At 67.8% G+C, this 19,661-nt stretch carries 26 protein-coding genes; 17 read left to right on the forward strand and 9 right to left on the reverse strand.

From position 1 onward, the window contains the following. A partial coding sequence (locus ABIC78_RS12900; protein WP_354490085.1) for a prolyl oligopeptidase family serine peptidase occupies positions 1-596 on the forward strand: 596 nt, incomplete at its 5' end. Between the two features lie 12 nt (positions 597-608). Here ABIC78_RS12900 and ABIC78_RS12905 read toward each other — a convergent pair. From ABIC78_RS12905 to ABIC78_RS12940, 8 genes are all read right to left on the reverse strand, one after another. Then, positions 609-2,354: an asparagine synthase-related protein gene (locus ABIC78_RS12905; RefSeq protein ID WP_354490086.1), complete on the reverse strand. Its 1,746-nt coding sequence runs from the start codon at positions 2,352-2,354 to the stop codon at positions 609-611. Further along, complete coding sequence (locus ABIC78_RS12910; protein ID WP_354490087.1) at positions 2,351-3,004, reverse strand: lasso peptide biosynthesis B2 protein; 654 nt, start codon at positions 3,002-3,004, stop codon at positions 2,351-2,353. The genes ABIC78_RS12905 and ABIC78_RS12910 overlap by 4 nt, the downstream gene beginning before the upstream one ends. Positions 3,005-3,112: 108 nt before the next feature. Beyond that, positions 3,113-3,247, reverse strand: coding sequence for a benenodin family lasso peptide (locus ABIC78_RS12915; RefSeq protein ID WP_171797324.1), 135 nt, complete (start codon positions 3,245-3,247; stop codon positions 3,113-3,115). Between the two features lie 176 nt (positions 3,248-3,423). Further along, positions 3,424-4,044 carry a GntR family transcriptional regulator gene (locus ABIC78_RS12920; protein WP_354490089.1) on the reverse strand — a complete coding sequence of 207 codons (621 nt, stop codon included), beginning with the start codon at positions 4,042-4,044 and terminating at the stop codon, positions 3,424-3,426. 45 nt (positions 4,045-4,089) lie between these two features. Then, complete coding sequence (locus tag ABIC78_RS12925) at positions 4,090-4,557, reverse strand: winged helix-turn-helix domain-containing protein (RefSeq protein WP_354490091.1); 468 nt, start codon at positions 4,555-4,557, stop codon at positions 4,090-4,092. Positions 4,558-4,672: 115 nt separating this feature from the next. Then, on the reverse strand, positions 4,673-5,230 hold the full coding sequence (locus tag ABIC78_RS12930; protein WP_354490093.1) for a hypothetical protein: 558 nt from the start codon (positions 5,228-5,230) through the stop codon (positions 4,673-4,675). Between the two features lie 31 nt (positions 5,231-5,261). Further along, positions 5,262-5,621 (reverse strand): hypothetical protein, encoded by a 360-nt coding sequence (locus ABIC78_RS12935; protein ID WP_171797322.1) that lies wholly within the window; start codon positions 5,619-5,621, stop codon positions 5,262-5,264. Then, complete coding sequence (locus ABIC78_RS12940) at positions 5,608-6,081, reverse strand: sigma factor-like helix-turn-helix DNA-binding protein (RefSeq protein WP_354490095.1); 474 nt, start codon at positions 6,079-6,081, stop codon at positions 5,608-5,610. The genes ABIC78_RS12935 and ABIC78_RS12940 overlap by 14 nt, the downstream gene beginning before the upstream one ends. A 634-nt stretch (positions 6,082-6,715) precedes the next feature. Between ABIC78_RS12940 and ABIC78_RS12945 the strand changes: the two genes are divergently transcribed. The 12 genes from ABIC78_RS12945 (at position 6,716) to ABIC78_RS13000 (ending at position 15,920) form a co-directional block, all read left to right on the forward strand. Beyond that, positions 6,716-7,102, forward strand: coding sequence for a transcriptional regulator domain-containing protein (locus ABIC78_RS12945; protein WP_354490097.1), 387 nt, complete (start codon positions 6,716-6,718; stop codon positions 7,100-7,102). Then, complete coding sequence (locus ABIC78_RS12950) at positions 7,008-7,481, forward strand: DNA -binding domain-containing protein (RefSeq protein WP_354490099.1); 474 nt, start codon at positions 7,008-7,010, stop codon at positions 7,479-7,481. The genes ABIC78_RS12945 and ABIC78_RS12950 overlap by 95 nt, the downstream gene beginning before the upstream one ends. 505 nt (positions 7,482-7,986) lie before the next feature. Beyond that, positions 7,987-8,964: an ArdC family protein gene (locus ABIC78_RS12955; protein WP_354490101.1), complete on the forward strand. Its 978-nt coding sequence runs from the start codon at positions 7,987-7,989 to the stop codon at positions 8,962-8,964. After that, complete coding sequence (locus ABIC78_RS12960; protein WP_354490103.1) at positions 8,961-9,389, forward strand: DUF2958 domain-containing protein; 429 nt, start codon at positions 8,961-8,963, stop codon at positions 9,387-9,389. The genes ABIC78_RS12955 and ABIC78_RS12960 overlap by 4 nt, the downstream gene beginning before the upstream one ends. 105 nt (positions 9,390-9,494) lie before the next feature. Beyond that, a complete protein-coding gene (locus ABIC78_RS12965) occupies positions 9,495-11,291 on the forward strand; it encodes a ParB/RepB/Spo0J family partition protein (protein WP_354490105.1) in 1,797 nt (598 codons plus the stop codon). 198 nt (positions 11,292-11,489) lie between these two features. Next, positions 11,490-11,918: a DUF5990 family protein gene (locus ABIC78_RS12970; protein ID WP_354490107.1), complete on the forward strand. Its 429-nt coding sequence runs from the start codon at positions 11,490-11,492 to the stop codon at positions 11,916-11,918. Positions 11,919-12,270: 352 nt separating this feature from the next. After that, the gene (locus ABIC78_RS12975; protein WP_171797316.1) at positions 12,271-12,570 is read left to right on the forward strand and encodes a DUF736 domain-containing protein; all 300 of its coding nucleotides are present in this window, start codon (positions 12,271-12,273) and stop codon (positions 12,568-12,570) included. 160 nt (positions 12,571-12,730) lie between these two features. Then, positions 12,731-12,961, forward strand: a complete 231-nt coding sequence (locus ABIC78_RS12980) for a helix-turn-helix domain-containing protein (RefSeq protein ID WP_171797315.1) — start codon at positions 12,731-12,733, stop codon at positions 12,959-12,961. Continuing rightward, on the forward strand, positions 12,958-13,539 hold the full coding sequence (locus ABIC78_RS12985) for a S26 family signal peptidase (protein WP_354490109.1): 582 nt from the start codon (positions 12,958-12,960) through the stop codon (positions 13,537-13,539). The genes ABIC78_RS12980 and ABIC78_RS12985 overlap by 4 nt, the downstream gene beginning before the upstream one ends. Before the next feature lie 167 nt (positions 13,540-13,706). After that, complete coding sequence (locus ABIC78_RS12990) at positions 13,707-14,174, forward strand: lytic transglycosylase domain-containing protein (RefSeq protein WP_502915678.1); 468 nt, start codon at positions 13,707-13,709, stop codon at positions 14,172-14,174. A 234-nt stretch (positions 14,175-14,408) separates the two neighbouring features. Further along, positions 14,409-14,780 (forward strand): hypothetical protein, encoded by a 372-nt coding sequence (locus tag ABIC78_RS12995; RefSeq protein ID WP_354490110.1) that lies wholly within the window; start codon positions 14,409-14,411, stop codon positions 14,778-14,780. A 216-nt stretch (positions 14,781-14,996) separates the two neighbouring features. Then, complete coding sequence (locus ABIC78_RS13000; protein ID WP_354490112.1) at positions 14,997-15,920, forward strand: HEPN domain-containing protein; 924 nt, start codon at positions 14,997-14,999, stop codon at positions 15,918-15,920. A gap of 75 nt (positions 15,921-15,995) precedes the next feature. Here ABIC78_RS13000 and ABIC78_RS13005 read toward each other — a convergent pair whose 3' ends face one another. After that, positions 15,996-16,358: a hypothetical protein gene (locus tag ABIC78_RS13005; protein ID WP_354490114.1), complete on the reverse strand. Its 363-nt coding sequence runs from the start codon at positions 16,356-16,358 to the stop codon at positions 15,996-15,998. Positions 16,359-16,716: 358 nt separating this feature from the next. On the opposite strand from ABIC78_RS13005, the gene rlxS reads away from it, so the two are divergent. The 4 genes from rlxS to ABIC78_RS13025 all read left to right on the forward strand — a co-directional run bounded on the left by rlxS (position 16,717) and on the right by ABIC78_RS13025 (position 19,554). Next, positions 16,717-18,666 (forward strand): relaxase/mobilization nuclease RlxS, encoded by a 1,950-nt coding sequence (gene rlxS, locus ABIC78_RS13010; protein WP_354490116.1) that lies wholly within the window; start codon positions 16,717-16,719, stop codon positions 18,664-18,666. Between the two features lie 71 nt (positions 18,667-18,737). After that, positions 18,738-19,160, forward strand: coding sequence for a YlcI/YnfO family protein (locus ABIC78_RS13015; protein ID WP_354490118.1), 423 nt, complete (start codon positions 18,738-18,740; stop codon positions 19,158-19,160). Further along, positions 19,157-19,381 carry a helix-turn-helix domain-containing protein gene (locus ABIC78_RS13020; protein ID WP_354490120.1) on the forward strand — a complete coding sequence of 75 codons (225 nt, stop codon included), beginning with the start codon at positions 19,157-19,159 and terminating at the stop codon, positions 19,379-19,381. Before ABIC78_RS13015 ends, ABIC78_RS13020 begins: the two co-directional genes overlap by 4 nt. Next, on the forward strand, positions 19,378-19,554 hold the full coding sequence (locus ABIC78_RS13025; RefSeq protein WP_354490122.1) for a hypothetical protein: 177 nt from the start codon (positions 19,378-19,380) through the stop codon (positions 19,552-19,554). The genes ABIC78_RS13020 and ABIC78_RS13025 overlap by 4 nt, the downstream gene beginning before the upstream one ends. Positions 19,555-19,661 lie beyond the last annotated feature (107 nt).

Consider the following 19,661-nt stretch of genomic DNA (forward strand, 5'->3'; position numbering starts at 1 on the left):
CAGCCCAACCGCTGACGCCGTTCAACCATCGTACCGGGAGGCCACCAACCCTGCATCAGGGATGCGCAACCGACGCCGGACCGTTACCCCATCTAGAGATCATCATCGAGCGCTTGATCGCGCAGGGGATCGCCGATCCTGCCCGCATCGGCATCACCGGACAAAGCGACGGTGCCTCCACCGCGACGTTCGCCCTGATCCATTCGCGGCTGTTCAAGGCTGCTGCGCTCAGCACGTGCTGCGAGGACCCCACGATGATGGCCAGTCTCGGCCCCGGGTTCGAGGACTGGTACGCCAAGAGCGGCTATCCCCGGTTCAACGCGGATCAGCCCGATTTCTGGAAGCAGGGATCGCTGGCACCCAATCTGGGCACGCTGCCACCGGTGCCTCTGCTGATCCAGGCGGGGGAGGAGGAGTTCCGCTTGGCGCTGCCGACGTATGCAGCGGTGAAGAACGCCGGCTGGCCGGCAGAGATGTACGTCTTTCCCGGCGAAGCGCACGTCAAGCTCCAGCCCGCCCATCGGCTTGCCGTCTATGAGCGGAATCTCGCCTGGTTCGAGCGCTGGTTCAAACCGCGCGAGAGCGCGTCGCCATGAGGCCGGCGCTGCTCAGCGGCGCCGCGCAGCCAGCCAGGCCTCGATGTCGACGAACCGCATGATCCGCACATAGGTCTGATCGGTTGCGACCGGCGTCCTGGCGAGGGCGGTCTCGAGCGCCCGGCGCTCGACGATCCCTTGCGCGCAGAGGTCGCCGTCGAGCAGCATCGCCCGGATGAGGGCAAGATTGTCCAGGTAAAGCCGGCGCACCAGGCTGGTAAACCCGCCCTTTGCCGCGCGCTGGACGATCATTGCGGGGAGCTTGTCTGCGTAAGCGCGGCGGATGATCGCGCGATTGACGCCGTCCTGATACCAGAGCCAGGTCGGCTGGCGCAGGCAGGCTTCGATGACCGGTTGCGACAGCAGTGGATAGACCATGGGCAGGCTGTCTGCTCCATCGAGATAGTCGACCAGGGCGAGGCCGCGCATGATCGCCGCGACATGCTCGCGCTTACCGACGGGCAGGTTCGCGAAATCGTCGATCCAGGGATGCGCCGGCTGGGACGTAGCGGGCGTGAGCAGCGCAGGCGCAAGCAGGCGCTCGTCGCGCGGCCAGGCCCAGGCGCGGCGGCGACGAACATGCTTGTGCAGCGATCGCCGGACGATCAGGAAAGGCGAGCATTCGGTGACCGCCGCGACGTCGATCACCGTGCGCCGATATCCTGAGCCGAGCCCTTGCGCTGCCAGCCTGTCGCTGGCCGGCGTCGCCGACCGCAGGAAGCAGAAGACATTGTCGCCGCCACTGCCATAGACGATCGCTCTGGCGCCAAGGCTGTCGGCGATCGCCGTCGTATGCCTGAGCAAGCTCTGGGTGAAGGCTCGTGCCGCCGGGCGGGGGCGGTGCGCCGCGCTCGACATCGCGAGGGTAACATCGGCTGCAGAGAGATGGAGCTGATGGGCTTCGAGGCCAAGATGCCGGCACACCGCGCCGGCAAAGGCGCGCTCGTCGCCTCCACCAGGGCCGCTGACCAGGGTGATGGCATGGCGCAAGCCCGGCAGTGTCGCGGCGAGCACCGACGAATCGAGGCCGCCGCTCAAGGTCAGCAGGAGCGACCCGACGTGTCGCGACCAGTGGTGGCAAGCCTGGTTCACCGCATGCGTGACCTGGTCCTGCGCCTCGTCGAAAGGGGGCAAGGCCGCTGGATCGATGAACTTGGCCGGGCGCCACAGCGGATGATGGGTGATGCCGTCACGGGCGATATGCAGGATTTCGCCCGGCAGGACTTCGGCGATTTCGCGCAGCGCGGTCGCGCGTCCCACCAGCTCCGGGTAGAGCAGTTCGTCGGCAATGACCGCCCAGTTGATGGCGCGGAGGCGGCCGGTAAGCGCTTCGATAAACGGCAGGTGGGAGGCCATGACGAGTTCGTCGCCCCAACGCATGTAGTAGCAGGGACAGCGCGCCGATGGATCGCGATAGACGAAGACCTCTCCGGTTTCTGCGGTGTGGGTCCAGGCCACGAACGCCCCCCAACGCGCTTCGATCGCTTCGAGGAAATGGGCCGGCGCGGCCTCGCGGTCGATAGTCCCGACGAACGGCGAGCCGCCTGGCGCGCGGGGAAAGGCCGGTCCCACCAACATGGTTGCCGCCGGCATGCCAGCGATGGTTTCGCTTGGACCTGCTGTGAACAGGACGTGCGTGGTCGCTTCGACACATGGCGCCAGACCGAGTTGCGCTGCGACTGTTGGCGCCGCCGTGCGGGCCGGGGTTGGCCGGTCTTGGCCCAGCATGACCACGCCCAGGTAGCGTGCGAGGCTCATAGCTGCAGGATCGGGGTGAAGCAGGCGACGCGCTCGTGCGTGTCACCCAGGATGGCATCGGCGCTCTGGATCCAGCAATGGGCCTCGAACGGATCGAGCCGAACACCGAGCACCATGTGGCATGCGATCTTGCGCGCGCGCAGGACGTGCAGAAGCGCGATCGAGTCGGGCAGGCAGGTCCCTCGGCCGGGCGCCAACTGCCGCGCCTGGACGAACAAGGCGGTCGCGGCGGCCGCAGCGTCCGGCGGCGAGGGTGTGGACGGCTGTGCCTGGACGCGGCGAATCCACGTCACCAGCACCCGCAAGGGCAGGGCACGGACAGCCAGGCGCGCGGCAACGATCCGGGCGAGCGCGGTCGCTTTCGCCAAGGCAGAATGGGGCCAGGCGTCCATGGCCAGTTGCGGCAGATCGCGATCGGGCACGGTGATGCTCGCCGGCTCGACCGGCCGGCGGAAATCCGCATCGCATAGCCCGATCCTGGCAAGGGCCTCGAACTGCTTGGCGGCTCCGTCTCCCCGCGCGCCGTCGCGCCGGAGAGCGTGAAAGGCCTCGGCCAGATGCTGTGGCAATTGCAGATAGATGTCGCGCGCAATGTCGATGATGACGATCCGTGCGCCGACTTCGCACCAAGAAATATCCGAGCGGGCCATGGGGCATTCCGGCTCCCTGCATGCGCGGCGCTGCCGGCCATGCCCGCCGCGCCCTCTACCCTGGGCAGGAACTTGGCGCATCCGGCCAGGGATGCGCCAAGCGGTCGGTCAGTCGTCGAGGATGCCGGCATGGCCCTGACCGGCGGGCAGGTCCACCGCGCCGCCGGCGATGCCCTTGGTTTCGACGCTCACGGCGCCGAGTTCGACGATGTCGTCACGACGCTCTTCGCTGGTACGTTCCATTTCGTCTACTCCTTATTGCTGCCCTATTGCAGCAATGAAAAGGTAGAACACGCTCCCTGCAGGAGCGAACTTATATGGTCCCAGAATGAGAGTCTCTGGGCTGTAGCAGGTCAGGAAATTGATGGCTGAACCACAAAGGTGTTGGGGCGTTGGCACATGTATTTGGACGGAACTGCCTATGCTTGCATCATCTTGTGGATTTGGCGGCTCCGTCGGATGCGCGCGCGATGATAGCCCGCCATGGCGTGGCGGGCTGCCGCGCTATCGTTGGCTTCGATCGTCGCGATGAGTTGCGCCAGTTCGTCGACGGCACCGGGGATCAGGAGATGCTCAAGAGCCCGCGCGCGAGCGAGCACATGCGACGCTGCCGTAAGGGCTGCCTCGAGCTCTTCGTTTCGGGTCGCCGCTGCGAGAATGGCGAAGAATGCGCCGGCGACGCTCGCGAACTGACCAGACTTGTCCACGTCACGCCGCAGGGCGCCGAGGTGCTCTTTCACCGACTTGGGCCAGCGGGTGCCCAGTGCAAGCTGGGCCAGCGCGCCATGCCAAGCGTAGAGGCTGACAAGCCGCGCCGGGCCGAGAGGTCGCACCCGAAAGCCGCCGCCCGGCAGAAGATCGACGAGCCGCTCGCCCACCAGCCGGTTCAGGGCGTCGCGCACCGGTGTCGCGCTCGTGCCGAAGGCCTCCGTGAGCTGGCCGAGCTTGAGCACATGTCCGGGCAGGAAAGCGCCTTCGACAATCTCGTGCCGGATGAGGCGATAGACATGGTCCGCCGTGGCCGCTTCGGGTGACATCATGCTCCTCCTTTCCAGGCGCGAAAACGCCGGCATTCCTGCCGCCTTTCACGGCGCCCGCGCGCCGCCCTCTTGGCCAGCTCCGCCCCAGATCTGCAGCAGCAGGTCGAGCAGTCGGCGTGTTCTCGCATGGCCTTCCGGCGTCAGGCTGACGCGCAAGTAGCGGTTATCGCGTCGGGGCGCGTCGCTGCCGCTGTCCCGGCCCCAGTCCCGGCCGCTATCCCCATCGCTGACCGCGCCCGCGCCGCGGCGGCTGGTGACCAGGCCAAGCCGTTCCAGCTCGCCGATCTTGCGGTGCGCGGTGGACGGCGGGACTTGCAGGGCGAGACACAGGCTCCAGGCGTGGAGCGGCCGGTCTTCGCACGCGGCGAGATAGAGCTCGGTGAGGATGTCGAGGCGTGGGGTCGCGGCGAACGGGCCGCCAAAGCAGGCGCCGGTCGCAGCGCGCATCCTGGCCAGGATGCGACAGGCCTCGGCCCGCATGGGCTCGCTCGGCGCCTCGCTCAGGTCCACCACGTCCTCGCCTCGTCGCGGGAAGGTCTTGGCAGCGTCCCCTTCGGCCGCGCGAGCGCTGCTGGTCTGCTGCGTCCATGCGGCTCGGCGGCAAGGACGCTGTTGCGGGTTTGCGCCGTCATCGCCGCTCCGGCCGTTTGGCTTCGTGGTCTGGACCCATCTGGCGATCCGCACCTGATGGCGCTGGCGCGGTGGGATCGGGAGACGACACGCCGTCCCCTGCGCCTGGCGCCGTGCCAGGCGGATCGTCGGCGCTGCGGCGGCTGCGGCGGCTGCGGCGATGGTGGCGCTCGGTCCCGATGACGAGCAGGAGCAGCATCGGATAGGACAGCTTGCCGATGATCAGCCAATAGGCGAGTGGCAGGATATCGGGTGCGAAGGCCCGCGATGCATGGGCGCCGAGCGCCAGGCATTGGATCGCCGCGATCCACAGCGGCCAGAAGCGGTTTGCGGTGAGCGCGATGACCAGCAGCACCACAAAGAGCGCTGTGTCGATCCAGACCAGCTGCCATTGCACGGTTCGGAACGGCAGCGGCGCCTTCAAGTTCGTCAGGCTGGTCGCAATGGTAGCCAGCGCCATGGCCGCCGCCGCACAGCGCTCGGGCGCGCCGCCGCGCCAACCGGCATGAATGGTGACGGTCGTGATCAGCACGAGAAAAGCGGTGATCTCGGTCATCGCCGAGCCGCGTGGCCGGGGTCATGGTCGCTCATCCGTCCATCTCGCATGGCATCGCCCTGCGGGCGCTTGCGGGCGGCTTGAGGACGTCGCCAAAGGCGTGCACGTCGATCCCCAGTTTGCGGCCGAGCGTTTCGAGCATCCGGTGGGCCTCGGCGATATGCCCCAGAGCATTCGAAGTCAGCAGTTGCGCATGGCTGATCGCGCCGAGCACCTGGTGACCGGCGATGGGGGACAGATTGCCAGCGACCTGTGCGCGGATCGCGGAGGTCGACAATTCGCCGCCTTTCGCGAACAGCGCCTGGAGCAGCGTCTCGTAGCCGTGGAGGTCGTCGGCAAGGGCCGCAATGCTTGGCGCAGGTGTGCCATGGCGGGCTTCAGGCGCGCGCAAGCAGCCGGGAGAGGACTTCGAGTCCGACGGCCAGCATGCCGAAGCTTGCTGCGGCGGCGAGGACCATGAGGATGAGCCAGAAGAGGCGGTGGATGGGTCCGAGTTCATTGCGGTGTGCTCCCTTGTAACGAAAGGGCAGCAGGACTTGCCATTCGCCGACCTGCATCCCCTGACTGGGCAATGGGTCATCGCCCGAGCCGGCCGCTACCCCCGGCGTTTCCCCCTCCAATTTCCCGGGGGGCGCTCCATCCCTGTCGCCGTAGAGCATTTCCGCAGCACGGCGACGGTTCGGCGCGCCGAGGATCGCCACGGCCTCGGCAATGTAGGAATCCACCGTGCCGACGCCGATGCCCAGGACAATGGCGATTTCCTTCGACGTCCGGAGTTGGAAGACATGCCAAAGGCATTCGCGGTGTCGAGGGGAGAGTCGGAGCGCGAGCGTGTCTACCGCTTCCGTCATGGCGGCAGCCTCGGACCAGCCGGCGCAGGACGGAGACGATCCATGCTCTGCAGGATCGTCGCGATGCGGCCTCCAGGCGTCGTCGCATCTCTCGTTCGCACCCGTGTTGCACCTCCTTCCATCCGGTCCGCGCGCCAGCAGCGTGCTGCCGCTTTGGCAATCAAACCAGTCCGTTATCGCGAAGCGCCTATCCCACTCCCATCGTCTGATGGATCGCGGAACCTCCCTTTTCCAACCCACATTCGATGCCGCGCAAGGCCAGCGGCGCCTGCCGGCCATGGTCACGCGCCCAAGAGTGGCAAGCTCGGGATGAGATGAGCCGATGCGTCGGTCGCTTGGGCTCCTCGCGTGTCGCCCGTGGGAACATGCCCCCCGATCTTCGGGGGGTGACGCGCGCCGCCTTTGCGCGCCATGACCGCGAGCAGCGCGGACCTTGCCGGGTGATGCCAGTGGCGTCGCGGATCGGTTTTGGGCCGGCGGGGTATCAGAACCGCCATCTCGGCAAAGGGGGGGCTATGCAGTGGGCTGCGCGCCAGATCATGGCGAAGGATGCCGGCGTTGCTGCCGGTTCGCCGTGCTCCGTGCGCCGCGTCTGCCCTCTCGTTGGGCTACGCACGATGTGTGTCACCCGGCCATGATCGGCGGCGCCTGGGCGCAACGCGTCGCGGCCCTGTCACGCCGGGGGCGGGCCGGGCTTGCCTGGGAAGTCTTGCGACGCGATCCGGCCTATCGCGCCGCCTGGGCCAGTGCGAGCGCGCCGGCCAGTGCTCCGATCGATGAGAGCGTCCGGCCGGTCGTCTTGTCTAAGCTGGCCACGGCGTGCCGGTGGGGGCTGCACTTTTGTCGAGGATCCGGGGGAGGATTGCATCCACGTCACGCCGGTATGGTCTATCGTCGCGGACCCGTGCGTCCTGCGCGCCCGGATCGTGTCAGGGACGGCAAGCACGTCGTTCCTTTTCGACGGCCGGGCGCGCCAGGCGCGTCGCATTGCAGACACAGAGGGCGAGCATATCGCCTTTGACTGCCAGGGCGATATCGCCCGCATCGATCTGGTCGATGGTCACTTGCCCACGCGACCCGTGCAGCTCTGTTTCGACATCGTCGCCGACGAGATGCTGGCCAGGCGGATTGCCGCCCTGCGGCGCATCTATCTTCCGTACTCCGCGGAACGGCCGCCAACGCGCTTGCATCGCCAGCACCTGTCGCTGCTCGCCGCCGACGCGCGCGCCGCCGGCATGAGCCTGCGTGAGATCGCCGAACGGGTCCTGGGGCCGGGCGACTGGCCCGGGGGTGGCGAGCATCGCAAGTCACTCGCCCGCCGCCTGGTCGCGGCGGGCGCCGCGCTCTGTGTGGCTGGTCCGGTCGCGATTTTGCAATCCTGGCCGGTCGGAACCCTATAAGGGGCCTGGGTCAGCTAGCATGCCCTGTCCTGGGGCAATCTGGCGGGTCTGTGCTGCCGGTGGGCAAGCCCGCAGCTTTGCGATGGCTGGGGGCAGGGGCGCTTGCATCCTTTCTGGTGGCAAAACCACAAAAGGGCGAGGGCGCCTCGCGGCAGGGCCGCGACCGCGCTCCAGGGCTCACCGCGCTCGCCCCCGAGCCCCTCCCGGGTCTCGGCCGGACGGTGGCGATCGCTGGCGCAGGAGTAGGGACGCCGCGCGATCGGCGCGGCGGCGTTGTTCCGTTTGCCTCTCCCGGCGTGGCGGGGATGGCCGGCGCTCCCGGCTAGGCCCGGCGCGGCCAGGGACAACCCCGCGCGCTGCGCTTGTCGCGGGGTGCTCCACATGCGTTCCGCCCTCGCGGTGTCCCCGTCCGCTGGAGCCGGGCCTCTTGGTCGCGTTCGCCGCCCACCCCCGCCTTCGCGGGGAGGCTTCGTGCCTTTTTCAGGGTGGTTGGAAAGGATCGGTCATGCCGAGATCATCGAACCGCAGCGCTGTCCGCGCAATTGGCAGCGAGACCAGCGACGCCCGCGCCAGCCTCTATGACGCGGTGACCGCGCGCATCGTCGCTGAACTGGAAGCCGGGCGTTTCCCGTGGGTCCAGCCCTGGGGCAAGGTCGCAGGGACGGACTTGGGGCTAGCGCCCGGGCTACCGCGCAATGCGGCAACGTCCCGGCCCTACTCGGGTGTCAACATCCTGATCCTGTGGTGCGCGGTCATCGAACAGGGTTGGCCTTCGCAAGGCTGGCTGACGTTTCGGCAGGCGCGCGAGGCAGGGGGGTGCGTGCGCAAGGGCGAGCGGGGCGTCAGCGTGGTCTATGCCGACCGCTACACCCCCAAGGCCGAGGCCGAGCGCGCGGCGCGCGATGGGGACGAGGCCCGCGCCGTCCCCTTCCTCAAGCGGTTTACCGTGTTCAACGTCGCCCAGTGCGATGGTTTGCCCGCCGGCCTGGGCGACGATCCCCCAGCGTTGCCCGCGAACGAGATCGCGCCGCTTGCCCGGTCGGTGATCGCTGCTGCGGGTGTCGAATTCCGCATCGGTGGGGACAAGGCCTTCTATGCCCCCGGTGCCGACCTCGTCGTCGTGCCGCCGCAGGCCGCCTTCTTCGATCCGGTCAACTGGCACCGCACCGCATTTCACGAACTGTGCCACGCGACCGGCCATGCCAAGCGGCTCAATCGCGACCTTACCAAGCCGTTCGGCAGCAAGGACTATGCCCGCGAGGAACTCGTCGCGGAAATGGGCGCGGCGTTCCTCTGCGCGGCGCTCGGCATCGTCCCGACCGTCCGCCATGCCGATTACCTCGGCGCGTGGCTCGACGTGCTGCGCGAGGACAACCGCGCCATCTTCCGCGCTGCCAGCGCCGCCTCGAAGGCCGCCGACTGGCTGCTCTCCCGCCATCACGCCGCCGCGCGCGCACAGGAAGACGAAAGGATCGCGGCATGATCCTGCTGCCCGATGACCTGCGCGCGGCTCTGCGCGCCAACGCCTTGGGCCATGAGGCTGCCTTGCGGGATGGCCGTGCCGAACCGGATTTCCGGCCCGTGCTCAAGCTGTTCAACCCGCTGGGCGCGGCGACGTGGCTGGCCACCGAACTGGCCGAGGATGGCGACACGCTGTTCGGCCTTGCTGATCTCGGTTTCGGTTGCCCGGAACTGGGCGCGTTCAGCCTCGCGGAAATCGCTGCCGTCCGGCTGCCTTTCGGCCTGACCATCGAACGCGACATCGCGTTCGCAACGGCCCATCCGCTGTCCGTCTGGGCGGCATGGTCGCGCCGTTCCGGCTCGATCCTTGCCGCGCAGGCGACGCTGTGCCGTGCCGCCCCGCCTTCGGGCGCGACACCGGCAACGCCCGATTGTCCGCCGTCCTGACGGCGGATGACCCCCGGCGGCGCGCCGCGCCGCCATCCCCGTGCCGGTCTCGCCATGAACCTGAAACCCGCGCGACCGACACCTTTGCAAAAAAGGTGATGCCCCATGAAACTCGACCATATCCCGCTCGACAAGCTCTACGTCGACAAGACCAACATGCGCTTTGGCCGCAAGGTGCCCGACGTCTCCGACCTCCTGCCGACCATCCGCGCGCGCGGCGTCATCCAGACGCTGCTGGTCCGCCCGCCCGACGCACAAGGCCGCTACGGCATCGTCGCGGGCCGTCGCCGCTTTCACGCCAGTTGCATCGTCGCGGATGAACGGCGCGAGGCCGGTGATGTCGATCCCGACGCCCTGCTCCTGCCTTGCGCGATCATGGAGCAAGGCGACGATGCCGCCGCCATCGAAGCTTCGATGATCGAGAACATGGCGCGGCTCGACGCCGACGAAGTCCGCCAATGGGAAAGCTTCACCCGCCTGGTGCGGGAAGGGCGGGGGCTCGACGAGATCGCCCTGACCTTTGGCCTGCCCGAACTCTCCATCCGCCGGATTCTCGCGCTCGGCAACCTGCTCCCGCGCATCCGCGACCTCTATCGTGCCGAGCGGATCGACCGCGTCACCGTCCGCCATCTGACCCTCGCCAGCAAGAGCCAGCAACGGGCCTGGCTGGCGCTGTTCGACGACGCCCACGCCCACGTGCCCATTGGCCACCAGGTCAAGGCCTGGCTGTTTGGCGGCCAGTCGATCCCGGTGCGCTTCGCGCTGTTCGACATCGCTGGCTTTGGTGGCGCGACGATTGCCGATCTGTTCGGCGAGGATCGCTACTTCGCCGACCCGGAAGCGTTCTGGACCGCGCAGAATGCGGCGATCGCGGCGGCGCGCGACGCCTATCTCGCGGCAGGCTGGGCTGACGTCGTCGTGATTCCGCCAGCCGAGCATTTCCACGCCTGGGAGCATGAAAAGGCCGCCAAGCGCAAGGGCGGGCGCGTCTATATCGATGTGCGCGCGACGGGCGAAGTCACGTTTCACGAGGGCTATGTCACCCGCGCCGAAGCCCGCCGGATCGTGCGTGGCGACACCACGCCGCCGCCCAAGCCGCACCGTCCCGAACTGACGTCCTCGCTCCAGACCTATGTCGACTTGCATCGCCATGCGGCGGTGCGCGCGGCGCTGACCGGCCACCCCGGTCTTGCCCTGCGCCTCCTGGTCGCCCACGCCATTGTCGGCTCGCCGCTGTGGGCCGTGCGGCCCGAACCGCAGGCGACGCGCAACCAGGACGTGCGCGATAGCGTGGCACGCTGTCGCGCCGAGGCGGTCTTCCAGGCCGAGCGGCGCGTGGTGCTCGACCTGCTCGGTTTTGCTACCGAAGACCCCACTCTCACTGGCGGCAATGGCGACGACTATGGCCTGGCCGGGCTGTTCCTGCGTCTGGTCGCTTTGCCCGACGAGGCCGTGATGCGGGTCGTGACCATCGTGATCGGCGAAACCCTCGCGGCCGGTTCGACGGCGGTCGAGGCCCTGGGCGGCGAGCTGGGCATCGCCATGGCCGACTGGTGGCAGGCCGATGACGCCTTCTTCACCCTGCTGCGCGACCGTGCCGTGCTGGGCCGGATCGTGGCGGACGTGGCCGGCGAGGCGGTGGCCGATGCCAACGCGGGCGAGAAGACCCAGACCTTGAAGCGGATCGTCGCCGACCATCTCGACGGCGCGCAGGGCCGGGACAAGGTCGAACGCTGGGTCCCGCGCTGGATGCAGTTCCCGCCCGCTGCCTACACCGAGCGCGGCGGCGTCGCGACGGTGGCTGCCCACGCCAGAGTCGCCGCCGCGCGGCGCATGGTCGCCGGAGGATGTGCTGCGCAGCCGGAGGAACCGGGAGAGGTGCCGTTGTCCCAGGCGGCGTGAGGGGGGGCGGGCGGGGGCATCCCGCCCGCCCTTCATCTTCGTGAAATGCGCGCCGCGCGGCCTCGCCCGCTGGGCTCGGCCGCGCGGCGGTGCCGTATCCGCATGGGTGCTGGATCGGGTGGGCGGGGCGCGGTATGCCGGGCTGGCGGTGCTCGTGGTGCTTTGTGACGGGGCGCGCGCAGGCACGGGAGATCGACCATGAAGCGCGCGGTCACGATCGCCATCGCGATGCGGATCATCATCGACCGGCCCGTCCCCGGCGTGGCGTACAGCCTGCAAGCCAAAGATGGCCATCCGCTCGATCCGGCCAGGGCCCGCGACGGGGAAGCGCTGGCGTTCGATTTTGTCGTGCGCGTCGGGCCTGGCCCCCGGTTCTTCGGCGATCAGGTCCGACCCGAAGGTCCCGTTCGCCGCTTCGTCTACGTGCGCATCGGGCAAGCAGCCGGTGACCCGGCTTCGCCCTGGTCGCGCCGGATGAAAGTCGACCTCCACGATATCGATCCCGACCTGCTCGCGCGGGCAGCCTGCGGCGGGATTCTCGTCACCACCGTCTGTGGTACCGGCAGGGATGGCAGCCCCGCTTGCGCCACCGTCCCCGTACTGCGCCGGGCGCTTGTCGCGCGCTAGGACCCAGACAGGCCGAGCGTCGGTGGGACCACGCGGATCGCCTCGCCAGGCTCTCATCCCTGCAGAATCGGCGCCGGATCGCGCCATCGAGTCTGTGCTTTTGCGCTGGGGTCATGCCGCCCCTGGCCTCTCCCGAAGGCTGGTCTGGCAGCGTGCGCGCCTGATCCGTGCAACGGCTTCGCCCCGGTTTCTTCCCCGCCCTGACGGGCTCCTCGCGGGCCAAGAAACCGGAGCTTCGCCGTCCTGCGCTGGCGCTGCGGCCGTCCCGGTGCACGACGGCGCGACGCCGCCGATCGACCGCCATCGAGGCCGCATCGGGCGGCACTCGAACCCGCGAAAAAGGAGACATACCATGGCACAGATCGGCAGCTTCACCCGCAACGAGGATGGCGTCTACAACGGCGAAATCCGCACGCTCACCCTGCGCGCCAAGGCCACCATCCGGCCGGTCGAGCGCGAGCACGACAAGGCCCCCGACCACCGCGTCAGCGCCGGCGGCGTCGAATTCGGGGCAGGCTGGACCAAGGCCGCGCGCGAGACGGGGGCGGAATATCTCAGCCTCAAGCTCGACGATCCCTCGCTTCCCGCGCCGATCTACGCGACGCTGACCCAGGGCGAAGGCGGCGCGTTCAAGCTCATCTGGTCGCGCTGAACCCAGCGATCCCCGCGCCGGAGCCGGCGCGGGGATTTGGCATCACCCCGTGTCGAAAACGCCGCCCCCCTTTCCGACACTCCCGGCGCGGTGTCGGCCCCGCCATCCTCGATGTCGCGAACCGGCTGTCCCGGCTCGCGCCGATCGAAGGATGCCAATCATGACCGAAGACGACCAGATTGCCCGGGCCGCGCGCGCCAAGCGCGGCTCGCCGTTCCTCAACACCGAGCAGGCAGCGGCCTACCTCAAGATTTCCGCGTTGCTGTTGCGGCGCCTGCGTCGCAACGGCACGGGCCCGGTGTTTCGCCGCCATTGCCGCTATGTCCAGTACCACATCGACGATCTCGATGCCTGGTCGCGCGCGCAGAGTTCGCGAGGACTTGCCCAGTGAGCGGGCGTCGCACCGCGGTGCCGGATGCGCCGCTGCTCGCCTGGGGCGAGGCGCTGCGCACGCGCAAGCAAGCGCGCCGGCGGCAATGCCGCCGCGCGCTGGCCCTGGGCTTTGGGATTGGCCTTGTCCTCGCCAGCGTCCTCTTCCCTCCCGTGCCGCGCCTCGTCTGGAACGCCAGCGCGAGCGCACCGATCGGGCTCTACTGGGTCAGTCCCGGTGCCCCTGTCGCGACTGGCGACATGGTCGTGGCGCGTGTGCCCGCGCCGTTCCGCGCGCTCGCGGCAGCCCGGCGCTATCTCCCCCGCACCGTCCCGCTGGTGAAGCGTGTCGCAGCCGAGGCGGGCGACACAGTCTGCGCCGACAGGGACCAGGTCTTCGTCAATGGCAGGCCCCTCGCCCGCCGACAGCAGGTCGATACCTTGGGGCGGGCCATGCCGGCCTGGCAGGGCTGTCGCCGGCTGCGGGGGCAGCAGGTCTTCCTGCTGATGGACCGCGCGGATTCGTTCGACGGGCGCTATTTCGGGGTGAGCGCGGGCGCTGACATCATCGGCAAGGCGCAGCTGCTGTGGCGTCGCTGAGATGCGCCCTGGCCGTCCTGGCATGGGCGACGCCAGGCCTGGTTGCCGGCCAGGCTGCCGCCCAGCCCGCAGCGCAGGAGACCGTCTCAGCAGTGGCCACCTGGCGACCCTACACGCGCGAGGCGTCGCGCCGGTGCGGGGTGCCGGTGGCCTGGATCGAGCGGGTGATGCAGGCGGAAAGCCGGGGACGGACCGTCCAGGGCGGGCGGCCGATCCGCTCGCGGGCCGGAGCCATCGGGCTCATGCAACTGATGCCTGCCACCTGGTCCGACATGCGCGCGCGGCTCGGCCTGGGCCCCGATCCCGATGACCCGCGCGACAACATCCTCGCCGGCAGCTGCTTTCTGCGCCTGATGTACGAGCGCTTCGGCTATCCTGGGCTTTTCGCCGCCTACAATGCGGGACCGGCGCGCTATGCCGCCTATCTGGCCGGCCACCAGGGCCTGCCGCGCGAGACCATCGGCTATCTCGCCAGCGTCGCGCCGGACGTGCGGGGCAAGGGGCAGCTCGCGGTGGCAGCGCAGCCCGGGGCAGGGCTCTTCGCCGTGCGCAGGATGCCGACTACGCCATCTTCCGAAAGTCCCGATACGCCATCCCAGGCCTCTCTCTTCGTCGCTCTCTCGCCTTGGCCGTGACGCAAGCGTGCGTGGCCAGGGGAGGGGGATGGGGTGCGTCTCGAGAGGCCCAGTGTGACGGCTGGCGCAGCGGCTATCAAGGCCCGCGGGTGCCCCCCAATTTGCTGCGCAAATCGGTTCCCCCCACATCCGCTGCGCGGCGCCGCGCTGCGCGCGGCGGCCCTGACAGCCGCTGCCCCAGCCGCCTCTGCAAAGCCGTTCCCGATCCTGGGAACGACAGCACAGGAGGTCATCATGGGGTTCTATCAACCTATCGCAGCAGTGGTTGCCGGCAGAAACGATCGGGTCGTCGCGGCCCTGGTCGTCGGCTTGGAGCGGGAATTCGGGTGCGGCGCGGTCGACTGGCTGGCGCGTCATTTCTTGGCGGCCGAGGAGATCGATTTTCGGTGGGATGCGCGGTGCGAGGAGCGCTGGCTCGGCGCCTATGAAACCCGCGATGATGCGGATTGTGAGCTCGACCGGATTGCGATCTGGGGACGGCTCGATGGGCAATGGTTCACCGCTGTGATGCTGGTGGACGGAAACGGCAACGTGCACGGCATGACTGCGTGCCGGGTTGTCGAAGATCGGATGGAGGCCCGCGATGCGATGCTTCGTGCGCGGTAGTCCGACATATTGCATGGAGCGACGGCGTCGATGCGGTGCCGTCGCTCCCACTTCTTCCAGCCTGGCCCCGAAAGCTGGAGCTGTTGTGCTTCGCTTTTCCGCCAGCCGTTGTTGGTCGCTTGCGCCGCCGGAAGGGGCTGCCAGAATTGGCTGACTGCCGGCACCTGCTCGCGTTTTCTGCTTGGCAAAGCTCCGTTTTCCGGCGATTCTATGCCGATGAAGACCGACCTCGACCACCTGCCTGCGAGCAAGCAGCGCGACCTGGACCGCGTGGTCCAGATCCTGTTCGAGGAGTTTGCCGCCGCCCATGAGAACGCCACCGCGCGCCGTCGCCGGGGCCGCATTCTCAAGGTCATCCTCTATGGCAGCCATGCGCGCGGCGGCTGGGTGGACGAGCCGCATACCGCCAAGGGCTACGTCTCCGACTTCGACCTGCTGGTGATCGTCAACCAGAAGGAACTGACCGACCGCGCGGCCTACTGGACCGCCGCCGACCAGCGCTTGATCGAGGCGAAAATCGCCGGGACGCTGCGCACCCCGGCCAATTTCGTGGTCCACACATGGCAGGAAGTGGGCGACGGCCTGGCCCATGGACGGTACTTCTTCATGGACATCGCCCGCGATGGCGTCCTGCTCTTCGAGGCCGACGACCGGCCCTTGCCCGAGCCCAAGCCCAAGACGCCCGAGCAGGCGCTGGCCATGGCGCAGGAATATTTTGACGAGTGGTTTCCTTCAGCGATGAAGCGGTTTGAAGGTGCGCACTTCTATGCAGACAAAGGGTATCTGCGAGATGCCGCATTCGATCTGCATCAAGCAGCAGAACGCCTTTACCATTGTGTTCTGTTGGTTCGGACATTTTACACGCCACACAACCACAATCTCGCCTTTCTGCGCACGCAGGCGGAAGGCTTGGACATACGCCTGGTGGATGCTTGGCCTCGCGATACCCGGCGAGAGCGGGCGTTGTTCGAGAAGCTGAAAGACGCCTATGTGAAGGCGCGTTACTCCAAGCATTATCATATCGCGAAAGAGGATTTGCTGTGGCTCGCCGAGCGGGTCGAGAAGCTCGGCCAACTGGTGCAGGAAGTCTGCCAGGAGAGGCTGGCACTCCTCACCTTGGAGGTCCGCGAAGCAGGCTGATCCACGTCTAGCACGGAGCGGTGGCGCCCCTGCGGCTCCGTGATTGCCCAGCGACAACCACCGCAGAACCAAGCCCTAAACGCCCGTGCGCACGTCGATATCGAGCGTCAGTTGCAACACGCCGTCGCCCTCCGCGCTGACGTCCGGCTGCAGCGTTTGCGCGCCGAACGCCAACCTGATCCAGTCGAATTTGCCGTCCAGATCGACCGCTTCGCCAAGCCCATGGCGGGTGATCCTGGTCATCGCGGTGCCTTCGTTGGCGATGCCAAACCGGCAGGCATTCCCGCCCGGAATCCAGCGTCCAAGCACCAGCGTGCCCTCCGAAAAGGCCAGCGAAAATCCCTTGGCAACCCCGTGCGCGGGAATGTCCAGCACCGTCTCGACGTCGCCGGACACTTGCAGGCGATGCCCGGCCTTGGCTGCGATCCGTATGCCCATGGACCTATCCTTCATCGCGACTCATTTGACGAGGTTGCATAGAACGTATTGCGAACATCATGAAGGGCCAGGAAGGTGGTGGCGCGATTGGTGTGGGTAGAATGGCAGGAAAAAGGGCTATGGCAAGATAAAGGCCCCTATCTCGCGATTGGGGTTAAGCTGTTGTCTGCACGTCTTTTTCTTTGGAGATAGGCAGGGGCGCCGCCAAGCGATTGCCTCGGGTTGCGAGATACCGGGCCAAGAAAGCCTTTCCAGGCAGGCATTTACCGAGAGACAGAGGTGGAGGCCCTTGCAGCCTCGCGCGCGCCACCCCTGATTGCGGATTCCGACAGGAATTTCCAGCACCGAGGAAGCGGCAATGGACGACGGGTTCGAGGTGTGGCTGGGTCATATCGGCAAGGAGCGGCCCATGCGCCACGACCTGCGCCGGGCGGTCAACCAGGCCGGTGGTTCACGCCTGGCGAAGGGCCAGGCCAAGCCCCGCTTCACCGGCGCCCGCACCGGGCGGGGCGTCGCTGCCGGACGGATGCTTGCGGGTGCGCCGCGTCACGGCGGCGCGAGTGCCCGCCGGGTGGTGGTGAAGGCCCGCTACGTGAAGTTGGCCGGCAAGGGGATGAAAGCGGCAAGCGCACACCTGGCCTACCTGCAACGCGACGGCACCACCCGCGAAGGCGAACGCGGCACTCTGTATGGCCGTGACAGCGACCATGCCGACGGCAAGGCCTTCCTCGAGCGGGGCGCCAATGACCGCCACCAGTTCCGCTTCATCGTCGCCCCTGAGGACGGCGAGCAATATGCGGACCTGAAGCCAGTGACGCGGCGGCTGATGGAGCAGATGGAAAAGGATCTTGGCACCCGCCTCGAATGGGTAGCTGTCGATCACTTCAACACCGGCCATCCCCACACCCATATCGTCGTGCGCGGCGTGGACGATCAGGGCAAGAACCTCGTCATTGCCCGCGACTACATCAGCCAGGGCATCGCCGGGCGCGCTGCGGAAATCGTCAGCCGCGATTTGGGGCCTCGCATCGAGCAGGAGATCGTCACCGCCAACGCGCGCGAGGTGACGCAGGAGCGCTTCACCCGCATCGACCGCCGCCTGCTGCGTGATGTTGACGAGCAGGGGCTGGCTTCGGCCTGGCATGCGGATCCGACCGAGCAGGCCTTGCGTGCGGCGCGTCTTGGGACGTTGCACGCGATGGGCCTGGCGGAGAAAGAAGGCAAGGGTCGCTACCGCCTCAATGACGACCTGGAGGTGACACTGCGCGCCATGGGCAAGCGTGGCGACATCATTGCCACCATGCACGAGCGGCTGCGCAGCCATCCCGAGGTGCTGCCGCAGGACTATGCGGTCTATGCCGCAACAGAGCGCCAAGTCCTCGTTGGGCGGGTGCTCGATCGCGGCCTCGCCGACGAGCATGGCGATCGTTATTACCTGATCGTCGAGGCGACCGATGGGCGCACGCATTTCGTCGATCTCGGGCAGGACTTTGCGGATGGGGCAATGAAGGATCGGCTGGTCCGGGTATCGCCGACACCGGTGGCGGTGCGGACGGCCGACAGGGTCATCGCGGACGTCGCCGGCGCAAACGGCGGGCGGTATAGCGTGGACCTTCACCTGGCGCATGACCCGTCCGCAACCGATCGCTTTGCCCAGGCTCACGTGCGCCGTCTCGAAGCGCTGCGCCGCGACGGCGCGGCAATACGGCGCGAGGCCAACGGCACATGGACGGTCGGCCCCGATTACCTCAGTGGAGCGCTCCACCATGAAGAACGGCAAGCTGCGCGGCGGCCAGTTACCATCGCAGTGCTGACCGATCGGCCGCTCGAACAGCTGATCCATCACGATGGCGAGACCTGGCTCGACCGCCAATGCGTCGCAGCCAGCCCCGAGCGGCTGCAGGGCCGCGTCGGCGCCACGATCGGTCAGTCGCTGCAGCAGCGGCGGCAATGGCTGATGGAACAGGGTCTGGCGGTGCAGGAGGGGGAGACGATCCGCTACCGGGCCAACATGCTGGCGATGCTTCGGCAGCGCGAACTGAACCATGTCGGTGCTCAGCTCTCGCAGGAGCTTGGACTGCAGTTCACACCGCTGCGCAGAAGCTATGTCGAAGGCACCTACCAGCGCGCCGTCAACGTGGGCGGCGAGAAGTTCGCCGTGATCGCCAAGTCACGCGAGTTCACGCTGGTGCCGTGGCGCCCGGTTCTGGAGAAGCAGCTGGGCCGTCAGGTCAGCGGGACCATCGAGCGCGGCGGCGGCATCGACTGGAACTTCGGGCGGCAGCGTTCGGGACCGCAGATCGGCTGAGCTGCCACAGCACCCTCAGGATACCGGAGAGGGCCTGTTGCCAAGCCGATGCACCGCGCATCATCGCCGGCATGCAGACCCGCAAGACCCGCCACCAGTTCTACTTGCCCGACCATCTCTCGGCACGGCTCGACGCTATGGCAGCAGAGCCAGGGACGTCGAAGACGGCGATCCTGAGCGAGGCGCTCGGTGCTTGGTTCGAGCGAGCCGACGATGAACAGACAGGCGCGCAATTCGGCAAGGTGCTTTCCCGGCAGGTGCGCGCCGTCGAGCGGCTCGAGCAACGGCTCGATTACCTGATCGAAGCGCTGGGCCTGTTCGTGCGGTACCAGCTGACGCTAACCGCGCACCATCCTGTCTTCGATGTCGAGACGCAGCGCCTGGGCCAGCGCCGCTACGACCAGTTCGTCCGGACGGCGGGCGAACTGGCGGCGCGAAAGTCCAGGCCGAAGGCCAGCGCCGCTCCATCCAACAGCCAGGAGAACAAGCCATGAGCATTCCCTCCGGGCAGGCCAAGCCCGAGCCCTACAGAACCGATCCGCTGACAGTCCGGATTCCCGAGGCGTGCCGCCTCACCGGCATCGGCCGTTCGAAGCTCTACGAGCTCATTGCCGAAGGTAGCATCGAGATCGTCAAGGTCGGGGGCATGACGCTCATCCCCTTCGAGAGCCTTAAGCAGCTGATTGCCGCTGGACGCGAAGGTCATGGGCTATGAGAATCCATCCCGTCCTGCTGCGGGCTTTGCTGACGGCCGTCGTGGCCGAAATCAGCGATGAGCAGCGAGCGGCGCTCGCCTCCGGCACAACGACTGCCAGGATTGCGGCGGAAGATCGCCTTGTCGATGACCTCATGGCCGTGATGGCGATGGCAGATCGGAGCGGGGTGTGAATGGGCGTCGAGTCCACCGCGCTTCAGGACATCCCCACCTCATAGCGAATGTGCGGCGCCGGTTTTCGCTTCGGACGGCAGCCCGCCCTAATCGCGTGCGGTGGAAT

Origin of the sequence: Novosphingobium sp. 1529, from assembly GCF_040544855.1 — a bacterium.
Lineage (GTDB): Bacteria > Pseudomonadota > Alphaproteobacteria > Sphingomonadales > Sphingomonadaceae > Novosphingobium > Novosphingobium capsulatum.